The sequence below is a fragment of the Arthrobacter sp. AOP29-A2-19 genome (genome assembly GCF_058138025.1).
Map to the genome: position 1 here is coordinate 2,777,629 of NZ_CM176894.1, position 18,316 is coordinate 2,795,944.

15 protein-coding genes are annotated in these 18,316 nt (G+C 69.4%); 4 read left to right on the top strand and 11 right to left on the bottom strand.

Features of this window, described 5'->3' with window-relative positions; genetic code table 11:
- Positions 1 to 128: 128 nt before the first annotated feature.
- Complete coding sequence (locus tag AC3ZJJ_RS12835; protein ID WP_489892201.1) at positions 129 to 1,286, top strand: mandelate racemase/muconate lactonizing enzyme family protein; 1,158 nt, start codon at positions 129 to 131, stop codon at positions 1,284 to 1,286.
- 51 nt (positions 1,287 to 1,337) lie between these two features.
- Here AC3ZJJ_RS12835 and AC3ZJJ_RS12840 read toward each other — a convergent pair whose 3' ends face one another.
- The 10 genes from AC3ZJJ_RS12840 to AC3ZJJ_RS12885 form a co-directional block, all read right to left on the bottom strand.
- Positions 1,338 to 2,438, bottom strand: coding sequence for a type I restriction endonuclease (locus tag AC3ZJJ_RS12840; protein WP_489892202.1), 1,101 nt, complete (start codon positions 2,436 to 2,438; stop codon positions 1,338 to 1,340).
- 24 nt (positions 2,439 to 2,462) lie between these two features.
- On the bottom strand, positions 2,463 to 3,980 hold the full coding sequence (locus tag AC3ZJJ_RS12845) for a rhamnulokinase (RefSeq protein WP_489892203.1): 1,518 nt from the start codon (positions 3,978 to 3,980) through the stop codon (positions 2,463 to 2,465).
- A 5-nt stretch (positions 3,981 to 3,985) separates the two neighbouring features.
- Complete coding sequence (locus AC3ZJJ_RS12850; protein ID WP_489892204.1) at positions 3,986 to 6,022, bottom strand: bifunctional aldolase/short-chain dehydrogenase; 2,037 nt, start codon at positions 6,020 to 6,022, stop codon at positions 3,986 to 3,988.
- 86 nt (positions 6,023 to 6,108) lie between these two features.
- Positions 6,109 to 7,281: an L-rhamnose isomerase gene (gene rhaI, locus AC3ZJJ_RS12855; protein WP_489892205.1), complete on the bottom strand. Its 1,173-nt coding sequence runs from the start codon at positions 7,279 to 7,281 to the stop codon at positions 6,109 to 6,111.
- Positions 7,278 to 7,661: an L-rhamnose mutarotase gene (locus tag AC3ZJJ_RS12860; protein ID WP_489892206.1), complete on the bottom strand. Its 384-nt coding sequence runs from the start codon at positions 7,659 to 7,661 to the stop codon at positions 7,278 to 7,280. Before AC3ZJJ_RS12860 ends, rhaI begins: the two co-directional genes overlap by 4 nt.
- Positions 7,658 to 9,118, bottom strand: a complete 1,461-nt coding sequence (locus tag AC3ZJJ_RS12865) for an arabinose isomerase (RefSeq protein WP_489892207.1) — start codon at positions 9,116 to 9,118, stop codon at positions 7,658 to 7,660. Before AC3ZJJ_RS12865 ends, AC3ZJJ_RS12860 begins: the two co-directional genes overlap by 4 nt.
- Positions 9,119 to 9,243: 125 nt before the next feature.
- Positions 9,244 to 10,302: a rhamnose ABC transporter substrate-binding protein gene (gene rhaS, locus AC3ZJJ_RS12870; protein ID WP_489892208.1), complete on the bottom strand. Its 1,059-nt coding sequence runs from the start codon at positions 10,300 to 10,302 to the stop codon at positions 9,244 to 9,246.
- 63 nt (positions 10,303 to 10,365) lie between these two features.
- The gene (locus AC3ZJJ_RS12875) at positions 10,366 to 11,424 is read right to left on the bottom strand and encodes an ABC transporter permease (protein WP_489892209.1); all 1,059 of its coding nucleotides are present in this window, start codon (positions 11,422 to 11,424) and stop codon (positions 10,366 to 10,368) included.
- Positions 11,417 to 12,466, bottom strand: a complete 1,050-nt coding sequence (locus tag AC3ZJJ_RS12880; RefSeq protein ID WP_489892210.1) for an ABC transporter permease — start codon at positions 12,464 to 12,466, stop codon at positions 11,417 to 11,419. Before AC3ZJJ_RS12880 ends, AC3ZJJ_RS12875 begins: the two co-directional genes overlap by 8 nt.
- Positions 12,463 to 13,986: a sugar ABC transporter ATP-binding protein gene (locus AC3ZJJ_RS12885; RefSeq protein ID WP_489892211.1), complete on the bottom strand. Its 1,524-nt coding sequence runs from the start codon at positions 13,984 to 13,986 to the stop codon at positions 12,463 to 12,465. The genes AC3ZJJ_RS12880 and AC3ZJJ_RS12885 overlap by 4 nt, the downstream gene beginning before the upstream one ends.
- Before the next feature lie 186 nt (positions 13,987 to 14,172).
- On the opposite strand from AC3ZJJ_RS12885, the gene AC3ZJJ_RS12890 reads away from it, so the two are divergent.
- Positions 14,173 to 15,183: a LacI family DNA-binding transcriptional regulator gene (locus AC3ZJJ_RS12890; protein ID WP_489892212.1), complete on the top strand. Its 1,011-nt coding sequence runs from the start codon at positions 14,173 to 14,175 to the stop codon at positions 15,181 to 15,183.
- Here AC3ZJJ_RS12890 and AC3ZJJ_RS12895 read toward each other — a convergent pair.
- Positions 15,180 to 16,079: an ArgP/LysG family DNA-binding transcriptional regulator gene (locus tag AC3ZJJ_RS12895; protein WP_489892213.1), complete on the bottom strand. Its 900-nt coding sequence runs from the start codon at positions 16,077 to 16,079 to the stop codon at positions 15,180 to 15,182. The two genes, AC3ZJJ_RS12890 and AC3ZJJ_RS12895, sit on opposite strands and share 4 nt — an antisense overlap.
- Before the next feature lie 72 nt (positions 16,080 to 16,151).
- Here AC3ZJJ_RS12895 and AC3ZJJ_RS12900 point away from each other — a divergent pair, with 72 nt between their 5' ends.
- Complete coding sequence (locus AC3ZJJ_RS12900; RefSeq protein ID WP_489892214.1) at positions 16,152 to 16,769, top strand: LysE/ArgO family amino acid transporter; 618 nt, start codon at positions 16,152 to 16,154, stop codon at positions 16,767 to 16,769.
- Between the two features lie 122 nt (positions 16,770 to 16,891).
- Positions 16,892 to 18,316, top strand: a complete 1,425-nt coding sequence (gene glnT / locus AC3ZJJ_RS12905) for a type III glutamate--ammonia ligase (protein ID WP_489892215.1) — start codon at positions 16,892 to 16,894, stop codon at positions 18,314 to 18,316.

Sequence of the window (18,316 nt, forward strand, 5' to 3'; positions counted from 1 at the left end):
TGTCCACCAAGCCTGACGCGGGATATGGTTGGGAAAGCGCGTTCCCGCATGCCGTTGTCGAATCGATCGATGCGTTCTGGGAACCGGTCAAGTCCGGCACGGATCTGCCAGCCGGGGAAGGATGCGCCATGCCGAACCACCACGCCGAGCCGGGCACCACCGTGGACTCGATCCAGCTCCTGCTGGTGTCGATGCCGTTCTCCGCGGCCCGGCGCGCGGCCGGCGGCGCCGAGAGCGTCGACCGCTTCAACGCGTCCTCGCACACGTTCACGCGGATGGAGTCGCTGATGGTCCGGGTGACGGACAGCCGGGGCCGCGTCGGTTGGGGGGAGGCCTTCGGCCACCTGTGCAACGCCTCCACCTGGTCGGCGTTGGAGAGCCTGGCGGCCCCGTTCTACTTGGGAAAAGGCCTGGACCCCGTGGAGGTCCATGGCCTCGCCGAACGGGCGTTCCACGCGTTCGGCCGCACCGGCCCGGTGCAGTACGCCCTTTCGGCACTGGACACAGCCCTCTGGGACCTGGCGGCGCAGTCCGCCGGCGTCCCGCTGCGCCGGCTGCTGGAGCCGTCGGCCCGGGACTCCATCCGCGCCTACGCCAGCCTGGTGCACTACGGCGAGGACCCCGCCGAGGTGGCGCACCACGTGGGCCGGGCGCAGTCCAGGGGCTACACGGCTTTCAAGCTGCACGAGTCGACACCCGCCGCCGTCGCCGCCGCCCGCAGGCAGGCGGGAGCGGACGCGCCGCTGATGGTGGACGTCAACTGCCGGTGGACGGAGGAGGAAGCCGTCGATGCGCTGCGGGCGCTCCGCCCCCTGAACCTGGCGTGGATGGAGGAACCGCTCTGGCCGCCGGACGATCTCCCCGCCCTCGCGCGCTTGAACCGGCTCGGAACGCCGGTGGCCGGCGGGGAGAACGCCTCCGGCGCCGTCGCCCTGGTGCGCGCCATGGAGGACGGCGCCCTGGCGGTGGCCCAGCCGAGTGTCGGGAAAATCGGCGGTGTGACGTCGATGCTGGGTGTGCTCGCCGCCGGGCGCAGGACGGGAGTCGCCGTGGTGCCGCACTGCTTCTACTACGGCCCCGCGCTGGCCGCGTCGGCCCAGTTGGTGGCGGCGCTGCCGGAGACCGTCGAGCTGGAGGTGCCTTTCCTCGAATGGCCCGAACGCCTCGATCGACTGCACGGCGCGGGACCGGACCTCCACCTCCCGGAGGGCCCAGGGCTGGGCTTCGACCCCGACGAGGACGTCCTGCGCCGTCACCTGGTGCGGAGCGCCAAGATCATGACATAGGGAGGCAGAGGCCTGGCCTCAACTCCAGATGATCCCCCACGGACGCCTTGTCTAGACAGCCAGACTCTCGTATGCCTGAACCGTCTGCCGGAGGTGCCCCGCATGAGCGTAGATTTCGTCCAATGACGTTATGGGGTGCTTTGTCTCCACTTTGTCCGCGTCAAAGACGCTCAAGTATTTCTGGCTTCGGTTGAAGTGCAGCCGAGCGATTGGCTTCCTATTGTTGTCATCCAGCAGGATCGCGAAGTACGTCTTCGCATCTCGATGCACCACCCGGTGGGGCTTGACGTCGCTGCAGACGATCGCCCGAACGATTTGAAATCCCTCCAGCTCCTCGAACGTGGTGTCGATGCCATCGGGTGACAGGTCTTCCGCCACGACGCTCTCGCTCGTCACGGTGGCGGCGAGCGTGGACTCGCTACTCATTGGAATCGGCGACGTTCCCAGAGCTGCCTTCAGTCGGTCATTCACCTGGTCGTTGAGGAACTGCCGCGTTGCCTTGGCCACGAGGCCCGTAAATTGTTCACGGACCTTCTGCGTGAATGCGCCCTCGTAGACCTTCGCGGTCAGCAGCTTCACCCAGTCGTCCTGCGGATCCTGGAACTGGGCGGCAATGGCACGCTTAATGTGGCCGATGTACTTCAGTTCCTCGGCGGCGCTGACGATCGAGTCGAGATCGAATACGTCCTTCGAGAGCTTCATGATCTCCGGGATCAGCGTCTCGTCGATGTCGTTCAGGTCGAGGATCAGAAATGGTTTGGCGTCCATGCGGTTCGGGGCGTCCAAGTCCGTGTAGAACTGGTAGACCTCGCCGTTGGTAAGGACTGCGATCCGAGCGTTCGTGGCTGCGAAGTACCTGAAAAGTTGCGAGGCATGCTCCACTCGCAGCGGACCAGTCGAACGCTTGCACTCGATCAGGATCTGAACTTCACCGTCACGGACGACGGCATAGTCAATCTTCTCGCCCTTTTTGATACCGACATCGGCCGTGAACTCTGGAACCACTTCGAGGGGATTGAACACGTCATAACCAAGAACTGTCGAAATGAAGGGCATGACGAACGCGTTTTTCGTTGCCTCTTCTGTCTCGATGATGCCGCGTTGCTGCTTGATCTTGGCCGCAAGGGCAGCCAGGCGTTCAGATAGTTCCACAGTTCCCCCTTGAATCGTGTTTGCCTATCGCCTGAACCTACCCCTTTTGTCCGACGATTTGCGGGCGGTCGGCCCCGAGGCGCTCTGGCGCGGCGCGTAGCGGACGAGCGCCGTCGACCCGGCGACGATGCGCCGCAGGTCGGCCAGTGACCCGCTCACCGCGCCGTCCGCGCGCGCCTGGACCAGAAGGTTGCCCAGCGCGGTGGCCTCGACCGGCCCGGCAACCACCGGCAACCCCGTGGCGTCCGAGGTCAGCTGGCACAGCAGCGCGTTCTGCGAACCGCCGCCGACGATGTGCACAACCGCGGGCCGCACACCCGTGAGCGCTCCGGCGTCGCGCAGGGTCCGCGCGTAGCCGTCGGCGAGGGAGTCCATGATGCACCGGACGATTCCGGCGGGGTCGCCGAGCCGGGCGCCACAGCCCGGCGCCGCGCGCCGGATGCGCCCGGGCATTCCGCCGGGCGCGATGAAGGCGTCATCGTCCACATCGATGCGCGGGCCGCCGGCGGGCAGGGCGGCAGCGGCGTCCAGCAGCTCGGGCAGCGCCGGCACGTCGACGCCGTCGGCCTGCCACTGCCGCAGGCACTCCTGCAGCAGCCACAGCCCGCCCACGTTCCGCAGGAAGCGGATGGTGGAGTCCACGCCGCGCTCGTTGGTGAAGTTCGCGGCCCGGCTCTCGGCGGTGGCGACCGGCGCGTCCAGCTCGACGCCGACCAGCGACCACGTGCCGGAGGAGACGTAGGCGAAGTCCCCCTTGGCCGGGTCCGCCGGCACCGCGGCGACCGCGCTGGCGGTGTCGTGGGATCCGACAGCGATCACGGGCGTTCCCTCGGGCAGGCCCGTCTCGGCGGCCACCCCGGCCAACAGTCCGCCGTAGGCCTCGCCGGGCTCGATGAGCGGCGGGAACAGGTTCCCCGGCAGGCCCAGCCGGTCCATCAGGGCGCGCGAGAACGTCCCGGTGGCTGCGTCCAACAGGCCCGTGGTGCTGGCATTGGTGACCTCGGTCCGCTCGGCGCCCGCGAGCCGGTACGCCAGCAGGTCCGGGATAAGCAGGGCCGTCAGGCCCTCCAGCGTCGGCTCGGCCGACAGCTGGTAGACGGTGTTGAACGGAAGGAACTGCAGCCCCCCCACGGCATACAGCTCCTCGGGGCCGACCACCGCGTGCACCGCGGACACGGCGTCCTCCGTGCGGGAATCCCGATACGCGTGCGGGAGCGCGGTGAGCCGTCCGGCGCTGTGCAGGCCGTAGTCCACCGCCCAGGTGTCGATCCCGATGCTGGCGATCCGTTCGCCCGCGGCGGCCGCGGCCCGGCCGGCAGCGGCCAGGCCGCGGAGCACTTCTCCGTGGAGGCGTTCGATGTCCCAGCGCAGCGCGCCGTCGATCTCCTCGACGCCGTTGGGAAAGCGATGCACCACCCGGAGTTCGGCGCCCTCCCCCACGCGACCCAAGATCACGCGCCCCGAGGAGGCCCCGATGTCCACGGCGACGTAGGCCCTCCGGCCCCGCCCCCTCTGCGCGGGACCCACCCGTTCGTCCGCCATCGCGGCTACCGCAGGAACGCGGCGGCGACGCCGGCGTCCACGGGGATGTGCAGCCCGGTGGTGTGCGAAAGGTCCGGGGAGCACAGCGCGAACACGGCGTTGGCGACGTTCTCCGGCAGCACCTCGCGCTTGAGCAGGGTGCGCTGGGCGTAGAACTCGCCGAGCTTCTCCTCCTCGACGCCGTAGACCGCGGCCCGCTTCGCGCCCCATCCCCCGGCGAAGATGCCCGAACCGCGCACCACGCCATCGGGATTGATCCCGTTGACCTTCACCCCGTGTTCGCCAAGCTCCGCCGCGAGCAGCCGCACCTGGTGGGCTTGGTCCGCCTTGGTCGCAGAGTAGGCGATGTTGTTCGGCCCGGCGAAGACGGAATTCTTGGAGGAGATGTAGACGATGTCGCCTCCGAGCTCCTGTGCGATGAGTACCCTCGCGGCGGCGCGCGAGACCAGGAAGGAACCCTTGGCCATCACGTTGTGCTGCAGGTCCCAGTCCTTCACTGTGGTCTCCAGCAACGACTTGGAGAGCGACAGGCCCGCGTTGTTCACCACCAGGTCCAGACCGCCGAACGCGAGCACGGCGGCGTCGACGGCGGCCTGCACGTCGTCCTCGCCGGTCACGTCCGCGCGCACTCCCACGGCGACGTCGGTGGAGCCGATCCCGGCCGCGACCGCCTGCGCCTTCTCCAGGTCCAGGTCCGCAATGACCACGCAGGCACCCTCGGCGGCGAGGCGCTCGGCGATCGCCTTGCCGATCCCGGACGCGGCGCCCGTGACCAGCGCGATGCGCGTGGCCAGCGGCTTGGGCTTGGGCATGCGGGCCAGCTTCGCCTCCTCCAGCGCCCAATACTCGATGCGGAACTTCTCCGCCTCGTCGATCGGCGCGTAGGTGGAGACCGCCTCCGCACCGCGCATCACGTTGATCGCATTGAGATAGAACTCGCCTGCCACGCGGGCGGTCTGCTTGTCCTTGCCGTAGCTGAACATGCCGATGCCGGGGACCAGGACGATCGCCGGGTCCGCTCCGCGCATCGCCGGGGACTCGGCGTCGGCGTGCCGGTCGTAGTACGCCGCGTAGTCCTCCCGGTATGCGGCGTGGAGCTCGCGCAGCCGCGCCGTCGTCTCCTCGATTCCGGCGCCCGCGGGCAGGTCTACCAGCAGCGGCTTGACCTTGGTGCGCAGGAAGTGGTCCGGGCAGCTGGTGCCCAGCGCGGCCAGTCTGGGGTGCTCGGAGCCGGAGAGGAAGTCGAGTACCTCGGGGGCGTCGGTGAAGTGGCCGACCTGCGCCCGGTCGGCGCTGGCGAGGCCGCGGATCACGGGGGCCAGCGCCGCGGCTTTGGCGCGGCGTTCGGCCTCTGGCAGGGCTGCGTAACCGGGCAGCGCCGGGCCGAAGGGCTCGGGCCTGCCGTGCGCCTCGAGGTAGTCCGCGGCGGTCTTGACGATCCACAGCGAGTTGGCCTCGGACTCCTCGCTGGTGCTCCCCCATGCGGTGATGCCGTGCCCGCCGAGGATGCAGCCCACGGCCTGCGGGTTCGCCTTCTTGACGGCGGCGATGTCCAGCCCCAGCTGGAAGCCGGGGCGGCGCCACGGCACCCAGGCGACCCTGTCGCCGAAGATGGTGCGCGTCAGCGCCTCGCCGTCGGCCGCGGTGGCGACCGCGATGCCGGAGTCCGGGTGGAGGTGGTCGATGTGCGCGGCGTCGACCAGGCCGTGCATGGCGGTGTCGATGGACGGGGCGGCCCCGCCCTTGCCGTGCAGGGCGTAGTCGAACGCCGCGACCATCTCGTCCTCCCGCTCGACGCCGGGATAGGTCCCCTTCATGGCGTTGAGCCGGTCCAGTCGGAGCACGGCCAGGCCGGCCGGGGCGAGGGTGCCGAGGTCCCCGCCGGACCCCTTCACCCAGAGGAGCTCGACGTCCTCGCCGGTGACGGGGTCGGTGTCCGTAGCCTTGGCGGAGGTGTTGCCGCCGGCGTAGTTGGTGTTCTTCGGGTCGGCGCCCAACCGGTTGGAGCGGGCGATGAGCGCCTCGACGGCGGGATGGTTCATGGTGGTGTGTTCCTTGCGTGGCGTGGCGGTGGGTGCGGTGGTGGCAGTCGCGGTCGTGGAGTTCATCGGATCGTCCGGGGCGCCGGTCAGGCGCCCCAGCTTGCCTGGGTGCCGCCGACCCGTGCCTCGTTGAGCCGGCCCTGGTGTCCGGAGGCGGCGTAGGAGGCCAGCGGATCGGCGGGCAGGCCGCGGGATGCGCGCCACTCCGCCAGGGCCGGGCGGACGTCGGTGTAGAACGCGTCCATCAGGACGGCGTTGGCGCCTAGCACGTCGCCGGCGTCCTGCGCCTCGCGGAGCCGGACGCGGTCCACGAGCAGCGCGCGGGCCGTCATCTCCTGGACGTTGAGCACGCTGCGGATCTGGCCGGGGATCTTCTCCTCGACGTTGTGGCACTGGTCGAGCATAAAGACGACGCCGTTCGCCGGGTCGAGCCCGCCGCCGCGCACCACCTCGGCCATAATGCGGAAGAGTTGGAACGGATCGGCCGCGCCGACGATCAGGTCGTCGTCGGCGTAGAAGCGGGAGTTGAAGTCGAAGGATCCTAGTTTCCCGAGGCGCAACAGCTGCGCGACGATGAACTCGATGTTCGTGCCCGGCGCGTGGTGTCCGGTGTCCAGGCAGACGCTGGCGCGGTCCCCGAGGGCCACGGTGTGGGCGAACGACGTGCCCCAGTCGGGGACGTCCGTGTGGTAGAAGGCCGGCTCGAAGAACTTGTACTCCAGCACCAGTCGCTGCGCGTCTCCCAGCTGGTCGTAGATGGTGCGCAGCGACTCCGCGAGCCAGTCCTGCCGTGAGCGGATGTCGGCCTGGCCCGGATAGTTGCTGCCGTCGGCCAGCCAAATCTTCAGGTCCCGCGACCCGGTCTGGTTCATGATCTCGATGCAGCGCAGGTGGTGGTCGACCGCCTTGCGGCGGATGGCCGGGTCGGAGTGGGTCAGCGAGCCGAACTTGTAGTCGTCGTCCTGGAAGGTGTTGGAGTTGATGGTTCCCAGGCCGATTCCGAGGTCCTCGGCGTAGCGTCGCAGCGCGCCGAAGTCGTCGACGACGTCCCACGGGATGTGCAGTGCGACCTTGGGAGCCAGCCCCGTGTGGTCGTTGACCGTGGCGGCGTCGGCGATCTTCTCCTCGGGGGTGCGCGGCGTGCCCGGGGTGGAGAACACCTTGAAGCGGGTGCCGGAGTTGCCGTAGGCCCACGAGGGGACCTCGATTCCTTGGAGCGCCAGCTGCTCCTGGACCTCGGCGGGAAGCGTGGGGGTCATGGGGTGTCTCCTGTCGAAGCGGTGTGGGTGCCGGCGGCGTCGGCCGCGAGCTGGTCCTCCAGGTGGAAGACCTCGGTCAGGCGGAGGAATCCCTGGTCGGGCGGGACATCGAGTTCCTCGAAGAAGTGGCCCATCTCCGCCTGCCAGCGGGCGTTCACGTCGGTCCGCTCCATCGCGGCCTGCGCCGCGCCCAAGTCCCGGGTCTCGAGGTAGCCGATCAGCAGCCCATCGGGGCGGAGGAAAAGGGAGTAGTTGTTCCAGCCGGCATTCTTGAGCGCCCGGAGCATGTCCGGCCAGACGGCGGCGTGGCGGAGGGCGTATTCGTCGACGAGCCCGGGCTTGACCTGGAGCTGGAAGCAGACGCGTTCCAAAGCGCTCACGCCCCCACGTGCCGGTGTTCAAGCCCCAGCAGGGACGCGGCGGCGGCGAAGTCGGCCGCGCGGTGACCGGTGCAGAGGGCCCAGTGGTGGCCGATCCCCGTCTGGCTCCATTCGTCCACCCACACGCCGGGATCCCCGCCGAAGTCGACGCGGGACGTGGTGTTGCCGATGGCCAGCAGCGGGCCGTCGACGACGGTCCCCTCCGACGTGATGAAGGAGTAGCTTCCGTCCCGGTCCTGCCCGATCCCGAATGTGGTCACGGGTCCGTGGCGGACGTCGAACTCGACCGACACGCCCCAGCCCCGCTTGCCGTGATAGACGCCGAGGCCGCGCAGCAGCGGTTCGCCGGAGGAGACGCGCAGGTGGGCGGGCCCGTCGTGGCCCATCTCCACCACGTTGTCGCGGAAGTTGAGGGCCTGGATCTCCGTGAAGGATCCGCCGGCGCCGATGGTGTTGGCCGCCAGCATGGCGATCGACGTGCGCAGCTCGTACTCCCCCGCCATCGGGATGCCCCGCCCCGTCAGGAGGCTGGCGCCGAGGATCATGCCGGCGCCGAGTCGTTCGTGGGTCTCGCCCGCGAGCCCGCGGTGGTAGTAGGCCAAGGAGTCGAGGTCGAAGTCGGCGACGAGGCGGTCCAGCCCCACGGACACGCGGGCGCCCCAGGCGAGGTCTTTCGCGTTGACGGTGCCGTCCAGCGTGAAGACCCGCTGGGCGAGTTCCACCCGCTCGGCGGTTTCGGCGTCCGTGACGGCGCTGACGCGCTCGCGGAGGTCGTCGAACTCCAGGACCTCCATATGGGACCCGAAGGTGGCCGAGACGGTGGTCGGGTCGGTGGAGACGTCGAGCATGCCCGGGTACAGGTGGCCCATCAGCCCGTGCCGGGCGGTGCGCAGGCGCCCGCGGATTCCGGCCGCGTGGACCCAGCGGTTGATCCGCTCCCAGGCGGACTCCTGGCGCAGGTGGCCGGAGACGGAGCGGAAAGGGATGCCCGCGCGCCGGAAGACGTTCGCGACCTCCGGCACCGGGCACTGCCCGCAGTAGGCCAGCCATTGCCCGGTGTCGAAGGAGGCGTGGTCCATGGACTCGGTGGGCTGCAGGTCCACCACCAGCACGGGCGTGTTCGTGCGCTGGGCGATGGGCAGGACCATCGAGCTGGTCAGGTAGGTGGCCAGAAACATCACGATGAGGTCGCAGTCGGCCGTGCGCAGCGATTCCGCGGCCTTGGAGGCCTCGGCGGCGTCGGAGACGAACCCCGCGTCGACGACGTCGGCGTCGAGTTCGTTGAACCGCTCCGTCACGTACGCGGTGGATTCGCGCAAAGTGGGGAGCAGGTCCGGGAACTGCGGCCAGTAGGCGCCGAGACCGCCGGAGACCAGGCCGATGCGCGTGCGGCGCCGGGTGTGCGGCGGCAGCAGGTCGGCGAGGTCGCCGTGCTGGGGCGTGTGAAGCGTGGGCATGGGGACTCCGGGAGGTGTGTGGGCGTGAAGCGGCTGGGGAAGCGGGGCCCGCGCGGACGGGAGGCGTGGCGACGGCCGCCGCCGTGCCCGCCCGCGCGGATGGTGCTGCGGTCTACCCGCGGCGGCTAGAAGTCGTAGTCGTCGATGTTCTCGGCGTTGAAGACCGTGGGCGGTCCGACGATGACGATGCCGTCCTCCTCGACGGTGCGCTCCCCGAGCTCGCCGGCCGTGAACTTGTCGCCCACGGCGCCGGTGATGGCGCCGTCGACGAGTGCCTTGGCCGCAAACGCGGCCACCTCGCCGAGCTGTGCGGGATCCCAGAGGGCGAACTCCTCGACCGTTCCGTCCTTGACAAAGGAGCGCATCTCGTTCGGCAGTCCCAGGCCGGTCAGCGCGACCTTGCCCTTGTACTCCGACGTCGACAGGTAGCGGGCGGTCGCGGCGATGCCGACAGTCGTCGGGGAAATGATGCCCTTGAGGTTGGGGTGTGCCTGGAGCAGGCCCTGCGCCTCCTGGAAGGACTTGGTGTCGTCGTCGTCTCCGTAGACCTTGGCCACGAGTTCGATGTCCTTGTAGTCCGCGTTGGACGCCAGCTCCTCCTCGATGAACTTGATCCACTCGTTCTGGTTCGTCGCGTTCGCGGTGGCGGAGAGGATCGCGATCTCGCCGGAGCCGCCGATCTGTTCGGCGATGAGCTCCACCTGGATCAGGGCCACCTCCTTGGCGACGACCTGGCTGATGAAGACGTCGCGGCAGTCCGGGTTGGTGTCCGAGTCGAAGGCGACGATCTTGGCACCGGCAGTGCGCGCCTCCTCGAGGGCGGAGCAGACCGCGTCCGGGTCGTTGGCCGCGATGACGACCGCGTTGGTGCCGGCCTGCGTCTCGGCGTTGATGAAGGTGACCTGGCTGGACGACGAGGCCTCCAGCGGGCCCACGATGTTGCTGTCGGCGAAGCCGGCGGCCTTGGCCCCCTCCTCGCCGCCGCCCAGGACCACGTCGGTGTACGGGTTGTTCAGCTGCTTCGGGATGAACGTGACCGTGGCGTCGGCGACGGCCTCGCCCGAGCCGGAACCGGCCGTGCCCGGATCCGCCGCGCCGGCGCAGCCCGTGAGGGCCAGGGCGACGGCGGCGGTGGCCGCGAGGCCGGCGAACCGGCGGCGGGCGGTGGTGGTGGGTGCAAACATCGTTGTTTCCTTCCTAGGTGGCGGATTCCGCCGTGGATTGGGGGTCGGTTGTTGTTGGAACGGTCAGGTGGCGGAGTCCGCGGTGATGCGGCGCCTCAGCCGCGCGTCGTGCCTCCAGCGGGCGATGGCGGCACCGATGCTCGGCGCCACGACCGAGGCAATCAGCAGCAGGCCGGTGACGGTGACCAGCACGACGTCGGAGACGCGTCCCAGCCGCAGCGCGTAGTTAAGGGAGCCGATCAGCAGCACGCCGGCGAGGACGCCGGGAATGGTTCCCTTGCCGCCGAAGATCGAGACGCCGCCAAGGAGGACGGCGGCGATCACCATGAGTTCCAGGCCGGAGGCGTTGTCGCTGCGTGCGCTGGTGTACCGGAAGGTCCAGAAGACGCCGGCCGCGGCGGACACCAGGCCGGAGGCCACGTAGAGCCAGAACTTGGAGTTCTCCACGCTGATGCCCACGAACCGGGCGGCGTCCTTGCTGTATCCCATGGCGTAGAGGCCGCGGCCGAACGCCGTCTTGTGCAGCAGCAGCCCGAACACAACGACCACCACAACAACGGGGACCATGATCATCGGGATGCCCGTGGTGCCCAGCTTGGCACTGGCCAGCTTGGTGAGTTCGGTCGGGAAGTTCGCCACGGCGTTGTCGCCGATGACCACCAGCGCGAGACCCCGATAGAGGGCTAGGGTGCCGATGGTGACGGCCAGCGAGGGCAGCCCTACGTAGGCGATGAGGATTCCGTTGACCGCGCCGGCGATGACGCCGCACAGCATGGCCAGTGCGATCGCGACCCAGATGTCGGTCCCGGCCGCCCACAGGACTCCGAGGACGGCGCTGGTCAGTCCGGCGATGCTGGCCACGGACAGGTCGATCTCGCCGGTGACGATGATCAGGGTCATCGGCATGGCGATCAGGAGCGTTGGCACCACGTCCAGCAGCAGGAAACCGGTGGTGACGGGGGTCGCGAAGCGCGGAATGGTGATCGCGGCGTAGAGCAGGAACGCGACCAGGAGGTAGACCATCACGGCGTCGCGGCCGGCCCACCAGCGGGGTCCGCGGACGTCCTCGACGCCGGCGATCGGCTTCGTGGTGTCGACTGTGGCGGTGGCGGCCTCAGACATTGCGCCCCTCCTTTTCTCGTAGGTTCTTGGCCCGGCGGAGTCCCGCCAGGCGGTCGATCAGGATGGCGGTCAGGATCAGTACGCCGACGATTGCCTGCTGCCAGAACTTGTCCACGCGGACGGCCGTCAGCGAACTGGTGATGGTGTTCAGCAGCAGTGCGCCGATGGCCGCGCCGATGACGGTTCCGCTGCCGCCGAAGATGGCCACGCCGCCGACCACCGCCGCGGCGACGACGTCGAGCTCGAGTCCGGTGCCGGTGGTGGCGCCGACGGCGTTGAAACGGCTGGCATAGAGCACGCCGGCGAGCCCGGCCAGGGCGCCGTTGATCAGGAACGCCGTGAAGACGCGTTTGGACACGGGGATGCCGAACAGCCGGGCGGCGTCGGGATCCGATCCGATGGCGTAGAAGTCGCGGCCGGGGCGGGTTCCGGTCATAAACACGGCGACGGCGATGACCACCACGATCGCGAGCAGGGTGATGATCGGCATGCCGAGGAAGGTGTCCACCGAAAGCCCGCCGAACTCCGCGGGGCGGTCTCCCGCGAAGTACTGCTTGCCGCCGGCCCATGCGTTGTTGATGCCGCGGAAGACGTAGAGCGTGCCCAGCGTGATCACCAGGGCGGGGACCTTGGCGATCGTGACCAGGAGGCCGTTGACCGCACCGAGGACGGCGCCAAGGGCGATGCCTGCAAGGAACACCAGCGGAACGGGCACGCCCGGGAAGGCGGCGAACAGGGAGCCCGTGCCGAACGCGACGAGGCCCAGCATGGACCCCACCGAGAGGTCCACGTTGCGGGTGATGACCACCATGGCCTGGCCGACCGCGAGAATCACCATGATCGTCGCGTTCAGCAGGAGGTCCTTGACGCCCTGCGGCGAGAGGAACAGCGGGTTGATGGCCGTGGTGACGACGATGAGGATCACCAGGGCCGCGGTGACCGGGAGTTCCCGTAGCCGCAGGAACGCAGGGATCCGGGAGGCGGCCGGTGTGTGCCCGGGCGTTCCGGGGCGCCGTCGTTCGTTCAGGACGGGTGCGCTCATGGCTGGGTCTCCCTGGAGGCGGTGGCTGCGTGCATAACTGCTTCCGGCGTGGCGTCGGCCCGGTCCAGGGCCGCCGTGATTCGTCCCTCGTGCATCACCAGGACGCGGTCGGCCATGCCGAGCACCTCGGGCAGTTCGGAGGAAATCATCAGGATGGCGAGCCCCTGGCCGGCGAGTTCGGAGATGAGCCGGTGGACCTCGCTCTTGGTGCCGACGTCGATACCGCGGGTTGGCTCGTCGATGATCAGGAGGCGCGGTTTGGTGGCCAGCCACTTGGCGAGCACCACCTTCTGCTGGTTCCCGCCTGAGAGTGTCGAAACCGGCTGGTCCAGGGACGACGTCTTGACCTGGAGCTTGCGGCTCCACTCCGCCGCGGCCGCCTTCTCCTTGCGCCCATCGATGAGGCCGAATCGCGTGAACCTCCGCCGCAGCGTCAGCGCCGCGTTGCGGGCCACGGACAGGTCCATGACCAGGCCCTGCTTGCGGCGGTCCTCGGGAACGAATCCCATGCCGGCGTCGATGGCGGCCCGCGGGTCGGAGCCCTTCAGCGCCTTGCCGTTCAGACGCACCGTGCCGTCGTCGTACTTGTCGATGCCGAACACCGCGCGGGCCACCTCCGTGCGCCCGGCGCCCACGAGCCCGGCGAGGGCGACGATCTCGCCGGCGCGCACCTCGAAGTCGATGTCGGCGAAGACTCCCCTGCGGCGCAGGCCGCGGACGGTGAGCACCGGCTCTCCGACGGCGGCCTCCGACTTGGGGAACAGCGCGTCGACGTCGCGGCCGACCATGTCCCGGACAATCCGCTCGATCGTGACGTCCGCGGTGGCGTGGGTGGCGATGTAGCGCCCGTCGCGCATCACAGTGATGCGGTTGGACAAGCCAAAGACCTCGTCGAACCGGTGGGAGATGAACAGGATGGCCGCCCCGGCGTCGCGCAGCGAGCGGGAGACGACGAAGAGGCGCTCGACCTCGACGCCGCTCAGCGCCGCGGTCGGCTCGTCCATCACAAGGACCTTGGCGTCCAGCGAGATGGCCTTGGCGATCTCGATAAGCTGCTGGTCGGCGATGGAGAGGCCCTCCGCCGTGCGGGACGGATCCAGGACGACGCCGAGCCGCGCGAAAAGTTCGGCGGCGTCGCGGCGCATGCGGCCGTGGTCGATCAGCCCCAGGCGGTTCTTGGGCTGGCGTCCGATGAAGATGTTCTCGGCCACCGAGAGGTCCGGGAAGAGCGTGGGCTCCTGGTAGATGACGGAGATGCCGGCCGCCTTGCTGTCCGCGACCGACCGGAACGCGACGTCCTCGCCGGAGACCTGGAACCGGCCGGCGTCCGGCGCGTGCACGCCGGCCAGGATCTTGACGAGCGTGGACTTGCCCGCCCCGTTTTCCCCGCAGAGCGCGTGGATCTCGCCGGCGCGCAGTTCCACGGTGCCGTCGGCGAGCGCGACGACTGGGCCGAAGGTCTTCAGCGCGCCCCGCAGTGTCAAGACGGCGGCTTCGTTGCCTTCCGGGTTTGGTGGCATTGCGTGGTGAACCTTTTCGTCGGCGGGTGGTCTGGGCAGCGAATGAATCGTTTCAAAGACCGTGTGCCCTAGATCATAAACACGTGATTTGCGGCACGTCAACGGCTCCGGAGCGGAGGCAACGAAAATCTTTGATTCGTTTCAAAGAGGGCGCTAGAGTGGGCCGTCCAACAGGAAGGCGGCGGCATGGTGTCGGTGAGCGTCAAGGACGTCGCGCATTTGGCGGGCGTCTCGGTGGGGACCGTGTCCAACGTCCTCAACCACCCCGACCGCGTCTCCCCGGCCACGCTGGGCAAGGTCAACGACGCGATCGGCAAGCTCGGCTTTGTCCGCAACGCCGCGGCCAGCCAGCTGCGCGCCGGCTCCAGCCGAAGCGTTGGCCTGGTGGTCCTGGACGCGTCGAACCCCTTCTTTACCGACCTCGCCCGGGGGGCCGAGGACTACGCGGCCGCGCACGGGGTGAGCGTGCTGGTGGGCAACAGCGGCGAGGACGCCGAGCGGGAGGCGGGCTATCTGGGACTGTTCGAGGAGCAGCGGGTGCGCGGGGTCCTGATCACTCCCGTGGGCGACGTCGCCGGCCGGCTCGAGAGGCTCCGCGAGCGCGGCATCCCCACGGTGCTGGTGGACCGGCAAACGCACCACGCCAGCTTCTCGTCGGTGTCGATGGACGACGTCGAGGGCGGGCGCCTGGCCGCCGAGCACCTGATCTCCGCCGGCAGGCAACGCCTGGCGTTCGTCGGCGGGCCGCTCCACCTGCGCCAGGTCCAGGACCGGCTGGAGGGCGCGCGTCGGGCCCTGCGCGAGGCGGGACTCGCCGCGCCGGAGGTCCTCGACGTCCCGTCAATGACCATCCTCTCCGGGCGCGCCGCCGGAGAACGACTGCTGGAGCGCGCTGCGGCGGACCGGCCCGACGCGGTGTTCGCCGCCAACGACCTGTTGGCCCTGGGGCTGCTCCAGGGCCTGATGCTCCGCGGATCGCTCAACGTCCCGGGAGACATTGCGCTGGTCGGCTACGATGACATCGACTTCGCGGCGTCCGCCGTCGTTCCCCTCACGTCCGTGCGCCAGAACGCCGCGGTACTCGGCAGCACCGCCATGCGGCTGCTGCTCGAGGAATCGGCACACGGCGGGGGCTACGCGCACCGCCAGGTGGTCTCCCACCCCGAGCTGGTGGTGCGCGCCTCCAGCGGGGGCTAGTTTTCCCCTAGCCACTCCGACGCCGCCCGCGACACCGCGTCGGAGACCCGGGCCAGGGCCGGCGTTTCGATCTTCCAGCGCTGCCAGTAGAGCCGTACCGGGCGCGAGAACGCCGGGTCGATCGTGACGAGCGTCCCGTCCGTCGGCGCCTGGCCCGTGGGCACCATGCCCCACCCCAGCCCGGCCGCGACGGCCCGCACAAAGAGTTCCGAATCCGGGACGTAGTGCGACGGCGGATCCGCGTCCGCTCCCGCGACCCCGCGGATGACGTCCCACTGCAGGCCGTCGCTGCGGTCGTAGTGGACCACCGGCGCCCCGCGCAGGGGATGGTCTCCCGAGCCACGATTCGCACCGAACCACGTGGCGGCGAACGCCGGCGTGGCCATGGCCCGGTAGGTCAGCGTCCCGAGGAACGCGGACACACATCCCTGGACCGGCCGGTCGCTGGTGGTCACGGCGGCCATGACCCGGCCCGTGCGCAGGTGCTCCGCCGATATTCGCTCGTCCTCGCGCATCACTTCCAGTTCCAAGGCGGAGTAGGTCGCGAGTTCCGCCAACACACCGCCGAACCACGTGGACAGGGAATCGGCATTGACCGCGACGGCGACGCGCGCCCGCGCCGCACCCGGTCCGCCGCCCGGGCCACGAAGCTCCAGGGCGGCGTCCGAGGACAACGACTCGAACTGCCGGGCCAGCCTCAGGAGCACGTCGCCCGCCGCGGTGGTGCCTGCCGGTTTCGTCCGGCGGATCAGCACGGTCCCGGCGGAGCGCTCCAGTTGGCGGATGCGTTGGCTTACCGCGGACGGGGTGACGTTCAGGGCGGCCGCCGCCGCCTCGAAGGTCCCCGCGGACACAACGGTCGCCAGGGTCCGCAACTGTTCGGAAGAAACGTCCATAGTAAGAGAATCTCATGGATACCGAAAAAGATGATCTGGACTTCATACTGGCCGCGGCCATACGGTCGGGTGATGCCCCTCCTCTCCGCCGCGGTCCCCGGATTCGGGACCGGACTCTCCCTTATCGCCGCCATCGGCGCCCAGAACGCGTTTGTCCTCCGCCAGGGAATCCTGCGCCGGCACGTGGGGACCGTGGTGCTGGTGTGCGTGGTCTCCGACGCTCTGCTGATCCTTGCCGGGACGGCCGGCATGGGCGCGCTGGTGGAGGCGGCGCCATGGGCCATGACCGCTGCGCGCCTCTGCGGCGCCGCCTTCCTACTGGGCTACGCGGCCCTAGCGCTGCGCCGCTCCCTGCGGCCAAGCGCCCTGACGGTCGACGCGGGCGGCGCGGGCGGCGCCTCGCGCGCCTCGGCACTGCTCACCTGTCTGGCGCTCACGTGGTTGAATCCGCATGTCTATCTGGACACCGTGGTGCTGCTTGGCTCCGTGGCGTCGACGCACGGCGCGACCGGGCGGTGGGCCTTCGCGGCGGGGGCGGTCGCGGCCAGCCTGGTCTGGTTCGCTGCCGTCGGCTACGGCGCGCGCGGCCTCCGCGGCTTGTTCGCCCGCCCGGTCGCGTGGCGGATCCTCGACGCCGTCGTCGCGGTGGTGATGGCCTCCATCGCCTGGGGGCTCGTCTCCGGGATCTGAGCACGATCGGGGGAGTTCGTAACATCGTATTTACGTCGGGGCACTTTCCGCGCAACATAAAAATGAATAACTAGATTCAACAACGTTTCCTCACAGGTAACACCGATTGATTGGATCCAGCCATGACAGCCATCGCCGACGAGCAGACCCGGACCGTCGCCCAATCCTCGTTCGATGCCCCCACAAACCCGGCGGACGGCACCCGGCCCGCCACCAGCGCCGGGGAGCGCGCCGCGGCCCTCAACGAACTCGCCGGACGCCACGGCACAAAGTTCATCCTGGCCACTTTCGTGGACCTGAACGGCAAGCCCTGCGCCAAGCTGGTTCCGGTTCAGGCCATCGCCGAGCTCGCCGAGGGCGCCCTCGGCTTCGCCGGATACGCCGCGGGGCTGATCGGCCAAAAGCCCCAGGACGGCGACCTCTGCGCCGTGCCGGACGTCTCCTCCTACACGCCGCTGGACTTCATCAAGCCGGGTCTGGCCATGGTGCACTGCGACCCGCACGTGGGCGGGGAGCCCTGGGCCTACGCTCCCCGGGTCATCCTCAAGAACGCCCTGGCACGGCTCGCCGAATCCGGCATGAGCGCCAAGATCGGCGCGGAGGTCGAGTACTTCCTCGTCGCCAAGGACGACTCCGGCGCCCTGGGCACCGCGGATGCCCGTGACGACTCCCCGCACCCCTGCTACGACGCACGCGGCGTGACCCGCATGTACGAGCACCTGACCACCGTCTCCGAGGCCATGAATTCCCTGGGCTGGGGCAACTACGCCAACGACCACGAGGACGGCGCCGGCCAGTTCGAGCAGAACTTCAACTACGACGACGCCCTGGTCACGGCCGACCGCGTCGTCACGCTCCGGTACATCCTGAACGTCCTGGCCGAACAGCGCGGCATGATCGCGACCTTTATGCCCAAGCCGTTCACCGACCGCACCGGAAACGGGCTGCACTTCCACCTCTCGCTCTGGGGCGAGGGAGACACCCCCCTGTTCCCGGACAAGGCCGACCCCCGCAACCTCGGCATCTCGCAGGGCGCGTACTCTTTCATCGCCGGCATCCTGGAGCACGCCCCCGCGCTTCAGGCATTCCTCGCCCCCACGGTCAACTCCTACAAGCGGACCGGCGCCACCACCACCGAGTCGGGGGCCACCTGGTCCACCAACCGCGCCTCCTACGGCGGCAACGACCGGACCCACATGATCCGGGTTCCGGACGGCAACCGGCTGGAACTGCGCTCCGGCGACGGCGCGGCCAACCCGTACCTGGCCATCGCCGCGACCATCGCGGCCGGCCTGGACGGGATCGAAAAGAACATGGACCCCGGGACCCCGAGCGGTCCCGGCGAGCGCAAGCCGAACGCCCACGCCCTGCCCGCCACCCTGCTGCACGCGGTCGAGGCGCTGCGCCGCGACGACGTGATGCTCGCCGCGCTCAGCGGGGACGCGGCGATCGGCCGCTACTTCGCCGACGCGAAGGAGCAGGAGTTCATCACCTGGCACGGGCAGGTCAGCGACTGGGAAATCACCCACTACCTGACCTCCGTCTAG

Excerpts from the sequence above, each read along its gene's own strand:
- AC3ZJJ_RS12890 (WP_489892212.1), top strand. The coding sequence starts at position 14,173 with ATGGTGTCGGTGAGCGTCAAGGACGTCGCGCATTTGGCGGGCGTCTCG.
- AC3ZJJ_RS12845 (WP_489892203.1), bottom strand. The coding sequence starts at position 3,980 with ATGGCGGACGAACGGGTGGGTCCCGCGCAGAGGGGGCGGGGCCGGAGG.
- AC3ZJJ_RS12850 (WP_489892204.1), bottom strand. The coding sequence starts at position 6,022 with ATGAACCATCCCGCCGTCGAGGCGCTCATCGCCCGCTCCAACCGGTTG.
- glnT (WP_489892215.1), top strand. The coding sequence starts at position 16,892 with ATGACAGCCATCGCCGACGAGCAGACCCGGACCGTCGCCCAATCCTCG.
- AC3ZJJ_RS12900 (WP_489892214.1), top strand. The coding sequence starts at position 16,152 with ATGCCCCTCCTCTCCGCCGCGGTCCCCGGATTCGGGACCGGACTCTCC.
- AC3ZJJ_RS12895 (WP_489892213.1), bottom strand. The coding sequence starts at position 16,079 with ATGGACGTTTCTTCCGAACAGTTGCGGACCCTGGCGACCGTTGTGTCC.
- AC3ZJJ_RS12885 (WP_489892211.1), bottom strand. The coding sequence starts at position 13,986 with ATGCCACCAAACCCGGAAGGCAACGAAGCCGCCGTCTTGACACTGCGG.
- AC3ZJJ_RS12865 (WP_489892207.1), bottom strand. The coding sequence starts at position 9,118 with ATGCCCACGCTTCACACGCCCCAGCACGGCGACCTCGCCGACCTGCTG.
- rhaI (WP_489892205.1), bottom strand. The coding sequence starts at position 7,281 with ATGACCCCCACGCTTCCCGCCGAGGTCCAGGAGCAGCTGGCGCTCCAA.
- AC3ZJJ_RS12880 (WP_489892210.1), bottom strand. The coding sequence starts at position 12,466 with ATGAGCGCACCCGTCCTGAACGAACGACGGCGCCCCGGAACGCCCGGG.
- AC3ZJJ_RS12875 (WP_489892209.1), bottom strand. The coding sequence starts at position 11,424 with ATGTCTGAGGCCGCCACCGCCACAGTCGACACCACGAAGCCGATCGCC.
- rhaS (WP_489892208.1), bottom strand. The coding sequence starts at position 10,302 with ATGTTTGCACCCACCACCACCGCCCGCCGCCGGTTCGCCGGCCTCGCG.
- AC3ZJJ_RS12835 (WP_489892201.1), top strand. The coding sequence starts at position 129 with ATGCCGAACCACCACGCCGAGCCGGGCACCACCGTGGACTCGATCCAG.